At 49.4% G+C, this 6,805-nt stretch carries 8 protein-coding genes and 1 pseudogene; 6 read left to right on the top strand and 3 right to left on the bottom strand.

Features of this window, described 5'->3' with window-relative positions; all coding sequences use genetic code 11:
- Positions 1 to 293 precede the first annotated feature (293 nt).
- Positions 294 to 938, top strand: coding sequence for a response regulator transcription factor (locus HWQ67_RS10505; RefSeq protein ID WP_218252646.1), 645 nt, complete (start codon positions 294 to 296; stop codon positions 936 to 938).
- 275 nt (positions 939 to 1,213) lie between these two features.
- Complete coding sequence (locus tag HWQ67_RS10500) at positions 1,214 to 1,993, top strand: two-CW domain-containing protein (RefSeq protein ID WP_218252645.1); 780 nt, start codon at positions 1,214 to 1,216, stop codon at positions 1,991 to 1,993.
- A 178-nt stretch (positions 1,994 to 2,171) separates the two neighbouring features.
- Here HWQ67_RS10500 and HWQ67_RS10495 read toward each other — a convergent pair whose 3' ends face one another.
- The 3 genes from HWQ67_RS10495 to HWQ67_RS10485 form a co-directional block, all read right to left on the bottom strand.
- Complete coding sequence (locus HWQ67_RS10495) at positions 2,172 to 2,621, bottom strand: YtxH domain-containing protein (RefSeq protein WP_218252644.1); 450 nt, start codon at positions 2,619 to 2,621, stop codon at positions 2,172 to 2,174.
- Position 2,622: 1 nt separating this feature from the next.
- Positions 2,623 to 3,012 carry a DUF948 domain-containing protein gene (locus HWQ67_RS10490; RefSeq protein WP_218252643.1) on the bottom strand — a complete coding sequence of 130 codons (390 nt, stop codon included), beginning with the start codon at positions 3,010 to 3,012 and terminating at the stop codon, positions 2,623 to 2,625.
- Between the two features lie 76 nt (positions 3,013 to 3,088).
- Positions 3,089 to 3,394, bottom strand: coding sequence for a YtxH domain-containing protein (locus HWQ67_RS10485; RefSeq protein WP_218252642.1), 306 nt, complete (start codon positions 3,392 to 3,394; stop codon positions 3,089 to 3,091).
- Positions 3,395 to 3,748: 354 nt separating this feature from the next.
- Here HWQ67_RS10485 and sixA point away from each other — a divergent pair, with 354 nt between their 5' ends.
- The 4 genes and pseudogenes from sixA to HWQ67_RS10465 form a co-directional block, all read left to right on the top strand.
- Entirely contained in the window at positions 3,749 to 4,216 is a 468-nt protein-coding gene (gene sixA, locus HWQ67_RS10480; RefSeq protein WP_218252641.1) for a phosphohistidine phosphatase SixA, read from the top strand.
- The gene (gene tadA / locus HWQ67_RS10475; RefSeq protein WP_255317222.1) at positions 4,197 to 4,721 is read left to right on the top strand and encodes a tRNA adenosine(34) deaminase TadA; all 525 of its coding nucleotides are present in this window, start codon (positions 4,197 to 4,199) and stop codon (positions 4,719 to 4,721) included. The genes sixA and tadA overlap by 20 nt, the downstream gene beginning before the upstream one ends.
- A gap of 35 nt (positions 4,722 to 4,756) precedes the next feature.
- A complete protein-coding gene (locus HWQ67_RS10470; RefSeq protein ID WP_218252639.1) occupies positions 4,757 to 6,217 on the top strand; it encodes a CCA tRNA nucleotidyltransferase in 1,461 nt (486 codons plus the stop codon).
- An 82-nt stretch (positions 6,218 to 6,299) separates the two neighbouring features.
- Positions 6,300 to 6,805 (top strand): annotated as a pseudogene (locus HWQ67_RS10465) (hypothetical protein); the annotation flags it as partial.

Genomic DNA, 6,805 nt, shown 5'->3' with positions numbered 1-6,805 from the left:
CAGGATTCATGTTAAAGAAGGCATATATTCTTTTTCCTGTAAATCCTTTAATCTGTGTAATCCTAGTTCAGACAATCCCTGATGTTTACTTAAATGTGACATTGTCAAATTAAGAGGATACCATTAATTTAACATCATGGGCGGTTTCCTTATGTATGATGAGAGCATCTTGGACAGATGGCCGTAGAGCTTGAAAATATCTTTATATTGGAGGATATGAAGAAATACTTCAAAGCGGTATAGATTCAAAAATTATCGGACGTTGTCAAACTAAAAGCTGTTATAATAAAGTCATGAAGGTTTTGATCATAGAAGACGACAAAATCCTCAACGAAAGCCTGCAGGTGTATCTGAGGTCTCAGGGGATGACGGTTGACGCCGTCGTGGATGAGACGGAGTTTGAGTGGTTTCTTGCCTCAAACACATACGATGCCGTCGTTCTTGACCTGATGATGCCACGCATACGTGGTGAAGACATCATTGCCCGGATGCGCCGCAAGGGGGTAAACACTCCCGTGCTGGTGCTTACGGCAAAGAACACCATCACGGACAAGGAACGGTGCTTTGAGCTTGGCGCCGATGACTATATCACAAAGCCTTTTGAGATCAGAGAACTCCTGATAAGGCTAAAGTCGCTCTCCAAAAAGGTGCATCTCCAGCAGGTGATAAAAATAGGCGACGTGACCGTTGACCTCAATGCCGAAAGCCTCTACCGCGATGACCGGGAAATACGGATATCCAAGACGGCCTGGACGTTGTTGGCCCTGCTCATCCGTCACCGCGGGCAGATCGTAAGCAATGAGACCATCATGGGCTACGTCTGGGGCAACAAGGGCACCGGAGATGAGGTGCTCAGGACGTACATAAAGATACTGAGAAAGGTCCTCCCAGAGGATGCACTCGTCACTTTTAAGGGGAGGGGGTACAAGCTCACTTGAGAGACAGGGCGTTTGCCGTGCGAAGCAGATTTCACAACTTCATCGGCAAAAATAGCAAAATACAGGAGATATACAACTACACTTAAATACCCTTAACTATGAAAAATTTATGCACCCTCTGTTTTCTTGTTTTCTTTTCTGTTTGACAACTCACTGAATAACGTGTTACCCTAAAGGGAGGATTGGCTATCAGCATTTACGTATCGCTGGACAGTGAGGATATAAAGACAAAAAAGAATTTATGTGCTTTTGATAAAAGCCCAATGGGGGTATTGATGGATGACGAGCATTATATGGAAGACGGCTACATAGCCGTAGAAGAAAGAGATAATGGTAGACCTGTGCAAGAAACCGCAAAAGAATCTGTGCAAGAGGCCGTAAAGTTGGTGGAATTAAAGGTTGAGATTGCCGATATACTACCTCTGCGACAGGATAAGCAAAATTGCTGGGAGTACAAGTTGTGTGGCAGGCAGCCGGGGGGAAAGAATGCAGACAAGTTTGGCATCTGTCCCGTTACGACGGCTGAGGCCTTTGATGGGTTGCACGGTGGAACCAACGCCGGAAGGGCCTGTTGGGCAGTGGCAGTGCCTCTTGCCGATTCAGATACCAAGGGGGGGATCGCCAATAAGATAAAGCACTGTACTACATGTAGTTTTCACCAACTTGTTATAAACCAGGAGACCGAATACCAGAGTGCCATACAGTATATGAAGAAGTCAAAGGAAGAGGAAAAGGCCAAGGCATTTAAGGAACCGGGATTTTTAAAGCATGTCTATGAAAAGAGCAAACACACAGCTTTTGATGACAGTTTTGAGGTGAACTCTCTGTTTATCAGTCTGCTTATAGGATGGGTGAGCCTGTGTCCGTCGGTAAGCATGCTTGAGGGCAGTAAGCGTTTGTGTAAGGATGACCTTGTTGACGAGCTGATGGTAATTGATGCCATTGCCAACCACCCTAGGGTACGTGCATTTCAAACCGTTGCAAAGACAATGCTAAAGGCAGTTCGCCGGCAGGCCTTCGGGTACTTTGAACCACTGGTAAAGAAGATTAAATAGGTGGTTAGTGAGTGGGCAGTTGCACGCATCCAAAACCATAATATTGTCGTCGCACTAAAACCCTTTATGCGTGGGAGGAGGGGGGGAGAGAGTGAGGGATTAGGGCAGATTAACAGCCCTTACGTTACAATCCCTCTCGTCGGCCCCTCTGGTCGGCCCCTCTGACTTCAAAGGGGGGCTATTCCTCGTCGTCGGTTTTTTTCCTGAGGATCAGCTTTTTGCCTTCCTCCAGGGTTGAGGTTAGCGTGTGTTTGCTTTCATCGAAGGTAGTAGCGAGTGTTTTTGAGACGTCCTTGAGATATTCCGAACCGACCTCTCTGACCTTGGAAATGGTTTCACCCGTCTCTTTCGCAATGCCGGCCAATTCAGTCTTAACCTGCTCGGGTACGTCCTGCAATTCACCCTTAACCTTTGTCAAGAAATCGGGCACCTTGCCTTCATACTTTTTCATGAAGTCCTGTACGTTGTGTGACACGTCATCATACGTGGCCCGGAGCTTATCGCGGGTCTGCTTGCCTGGCTGAGGCGCCAGCAACAACCCTCCGGCTGCTCCCAGCAAACTGCCAATTACCATCGTAATGGCCATAAGCGTTCCCGTGCTACCCTCTTCTTCTTCGGTTTTTGCCATATTATCCTCCTTTTTTCAATAATCCCTTAGCTAAGACACTAAGTGTCGTTTTTAACGATGATACAAAACCTGTCATTTGTTGCAACAATCCTGTGATGTATGAGCCGGAATCTTTGAGGGTGGTACCCAGCTTACTGGCCCCCTCGCTCAATCCCTTAAAGGCGATCCCCAACTCCTTTGCGTTTTCTATGATTGAGTTGACTGTTGCTATGATCTTGTTTGCGCTTTCCAATGTCCTGGTTAACTCGGCCACCATGAGTTTTACTGACTCATTTGCCGTCTTCAGCAGGTCGTTCACTGAGCCAAGCATACGACTTATCTGGATCAGTATCGGTATTATGAACACAACGAGCACTGTCAGAAGCAGGAGCAGATAGATATCGACACTCACTATATCCCCTCGCGATAGTTTAAAGTTGCTGCTTGCACTATATTTGTGGTCCTGCCCCTATGGCCGTTTACGGTATTTAAGAGCTGTATTCATCTTCTGATTCCGAGTCATCGTCGGGCCTCATCTTACCATTTGCCACCTTTTTGGCTGCCTCATCAACGGCCTTTATGAGCGAGTTGCCTACGTGTTCGACAAGTTCGTTGAACTTCACCTTTACGGGCTTATAGAGGTCTTGCTGGATATCTGCGATGGTCCGTCTCCTCTCCTCCGGTGACTGTGGCATCACAAGCACCGCTACCGTGGCGCCAATCAAACCACCAAGGAACGACCCCAGCATTACATAACGCTTTAGCTTTTTGATCCCTTCTTCTTCCCCTACCATAGGCCAACCCTCCTTATAGGTTAATTGTTTATCCATATTGATTGCTTACCACCATACACCAAATATAACACAACTCATTTAATGCTGTCAATAGAGCAACACTTATCAGAAAAAATATCTTGGTGTAAAAAATCCTGTGATGACATATATAGCACGTTTCAAAAAAGAAAGAAAGGGGCGGCTCCGCCCCCCTTCAGAACCCCCTGCAAGGGGGCCAGCCCCCTTGACCCCATAATGCTTAACCTTCTACCATCACAGAAATATTCACAGGAACAAAAATATTCAACGGTTGAAAGATGCCAGGGCAATCAATGTATAATATAGTCAGAAAACCTAGCAAAGGAGGAAAGCATTATGCACCTGTACCTCATACAGCACGCCGAGGCAAAGAGCGAGGAAGAGGACCCTCAAAGACCCCTCAGTAACAGTGGATTGACAAATATAAAGAAGACGGCTGCCTTTCTCCAGAGGGGCAACGTCAAGATTGACAAGATATACCACTCAGGCAAGAGTCGGGCAGTGCAGACAGCCCAAGTCCTTGAGGACGTGCTCACCCCTCCCGGTGGCGCTGTAAAAGCGGATGGTCTGTTGCCCCTTGATAGTCCGGCCATATGGGTAGACCGACTGGTGGAGATGGCCGGCTCAGTGGCCATCGTCGGGCACCTCCCGCACCTTAGCAAGCTGGCCTCGACGCTCCTGTGTGACGCCGCCGAAACGGGGCTGATTACCTTTAAAATGGCCGGCGTCCTCTGCCTCAGGAGAAACGAACAGGGTCTCTGGCTGGTACAATGGATGATCGTACCTGAGCTATGTCAGGGGTAGTTTAATAGCCGACGACACCGCAATATTAAGCGCCGATGAGCGCTTCATGACGATGGCCATTGAGCTGGCGCAGGCGGCCTGGCGGTTGGGGGATGTCCCTGTTGGAGCGGTGCTAACAGATGCTCAGGGTAAGCTCATAGCCGGGGCATTTAATCGCAAGGAGGCCCTGCAAGACCCTACGGCACATGCGGAACTCACGGTCATCGTCAAGGGTGCCGAGGCCTGTGGTAGTTGGCGGTTGAGCGATTGCGTCCTGTACGTCACCAAGGAGCCGTGCGTGATGTGTGCCGGGGCGATATTGGCCTGCCGGATCAAGCGCCTTGTCTATGGCTGCAATGACCCAAAAGGGGGCGCCGTAACCAGCCTCTACACCCTACTCAACGACAACAGGTTGAACCACCAGGTGGAGGTGACATCGGGGGTATTGCAGCAACAGTGTGCAGAGTTGCTCAGGGGGTTCTTTGTACAGTTGCGCAGAAGTACGGCATCGAAATCACGCACTTAGAGATATCTCTTTTTATTTTATATATAAAATTAGCTATGGCATATTTAGTGAATCATGCGCTGAACAACATCTGCAGGAGGCTAATTGACTTCCTGCCCGGGTTCTGTCCCGGGAGTGAGATGTATGTTGTAGGCGGTACGGTCCGTGACATCCTGATGGGGCGTGTTGTCAAGGACGTTGACGTTGTCCTTAGCGGTGATCCTATTGCGGTAGCGCGGGCGTTTGCGGTTGAGGTCAGAGGCAGCTTTGTGTGGCTCCATGAGGGTGATGGTATACCCGGCAATAAATTCTCCCCCACGACGAGGGTTGTCAAGGGTGCCGGAGTCGTTGACTTTACCGCCCTGCGTGGAGGCTGCCTTAAGAACGACCTGTTGAGCAGGGACTTCACGCTCAACGCCCTTGCCATGCCCCTGAGCGCCCTGTCAGGTGACACCGTCGGCGATATGATAGTGGACGTCACCACGGGACTGGATGACCTCAGAAGCGGCACCATCAGGATGGTCAACAGGGAAAACCTCGTGGAAGACCCGCTGAGACTCCTGCGAGCATATCGGTTTAGCGCACAGTTGGGATTGCGGATCGAGCCGGACACCCTTGAGGCGATCTCCGACCTGAGGACACTGATCCACAGGGCTGCAACCGAAAGGATATGGAGCGAGTTAAAGGGGGTTCTTTCTGCGGAGAGTTCTGCCGGTGTTATTGGCTCGATGGTTGACAGCGGGCTATTGTTTGAGTTGCTCCCGGAACTTCAAACCGCAGAGGCCGTAACGCAAAACGCATACCACAACCTCGACGTCTTGCAGCACACGCTGGCCGCATACCAGGCAGCCGAAACCGAAATCAATGACCCCCAAGGCAGGGGTCTGCCATCCCCCCAAGGCTTCAGACAGTACCTCGCTCACCCACCGGGGACACTAGCAATCCTCAAACTGGCCGTCCTGCTCCACGACATTGGAAAACCACTGACACGGGCAGTTGGTAGCGATGCCCGTGTTACATTTCACGACCACGCCAGGGTAGGAGCCGAAATGGCCAGAGACATCCTCCTGCGATTTAAGGCATCTCAGCGTGAGGTGGAACTTACATGCAAGTTAATCGCACACCACATGCGGCTCTGTCATACCTCCTGCACGGAACTCGTCGGCAACAAACGGGCAATGGTACGGTTGTTAAACAAGGTCGGAGCAGATATCCATGCCCTGATAATCATCGCCCTTGCAGACACCCAGGCAAAGACGGTCTCCCATAGGGATGAGATTATCCACATGGCTGGAGATATACTGGGGTTTTACACCGGACAGTACATGTCCCGTATGCGTGCTCCGAGGCTCATCACTGGTCATGACCTCATAGATGGCTTTGGACTGAGGCCGTCACCGGAGTTCAGTCTGATACTGGAGCACATACATAACAAGAGCCTTGAGGGCGCTATCAACTCAAGGCAAGAAGCCCTATCAGAGGTGAGGGCATATCTGCAGTGCAAGAATCAGCGGTGATGACATTATACGACCAAATTAACCGAGGATGAGGCAATTCACCCTGTTGACAGAGACAGTCAGGGGGTGTTAATATACAGTCATGCACCAGAAGTTTGACATAGCATTGAAGGACATTATAAAAGATGTACCGGAGGCGTTTTTGAAGTTGCTGACGGGATATGAGACAGGCAAATTCATAGACGTTCAATTCCCTGATATTCAGTTGAGGGAGGCCGATATCGTAATTGAGGCTCCCGATGGTGAGATAATCCATATAGAGATACAATCGACAAATGATGCCACGATGTTAGGGCGCATGTATCTCTATTCTGCATTTATATACAACCAGCACAAGAGGTTACCGATACAAATTGTCTTATATGTTGGCAACAAGCCGCTGAACATGACACATAGCATGGGAACCGGATTAATCAATTATACCTATATATTGATAGATATACGCACTCTTGACGGCGATCCGCTCGTTGACAGCAGTAACCCCAATGATAACGTGTTGGCTATTCTGTGCAAAACCAAAGATATAGATTCTACCATCAGGAGGATTCTTGCCAAGTTTTCCCTGCTGTCGCCCAGGGAAATGGAGAA

This window comes from Candidatus Magnetobacterium casense, from assembly GCF_019173545.1.
Classification (GTDB): Bacteria; Nitrospirota; Thermodesulfovibrionia; order Thermodesulfovibrionales; family Magnetobacteriaceae; genus Magnetobacterium; species Magnetobacterium cryptolimnobacter.
The sequence above is the reverse complement of the archived record's forward strand: the minus strand, read 5'-3'. Positions and strand labels throughout refer to the sequence as shown.

Excerpts from the sequence above, each read along its gene's own strand:
- HWQ67_RS10485 (WP_218252642.1), bottom strand. The coding sequence starts at position 3,394 with ATGGTAGGGGAAGAAGAAGGGATCAAAAAGCTAAAGCGTTATGTAATG.
- HWQ67_RS10470 (WP_218252639.1), top strand. The coding sequence starts at position 4,757 with ATGGCATATTTAGTGAATCATGCGCTGAACAACATCTGCAGGAGGCTA.
- HWQ67_RS10495 (WP_218252644.1), bottom strand. The coding sequence starts at position 2,621 with ATGGCAAAAACCGAAGAAGAAGAGGGTAGCACGGGAACGCTTATGGCC.
- sixA (WP_218252641.1), top strand. The coding sequence starts at position 3,749 with ATGCACCTGTACCTCATACAGCACGCCGAGGCAAAGAGCGAGGAAGAG.
- HWQ67_RS10505 (WP_218252646.1), top strand. The coding sequence starts at position 294 with ATGAAGGTTTTGATCATAGAAGACGACAAAATCCTCAACGAAAGCCTG.
- HWQ67_RS10500 (WP_218252645.1), top strand. The coding sequence starts at position 1,214 with ATGGATGACGAGCATTATATGGAAGACGGCTACATAGCCGTAGAAGAA.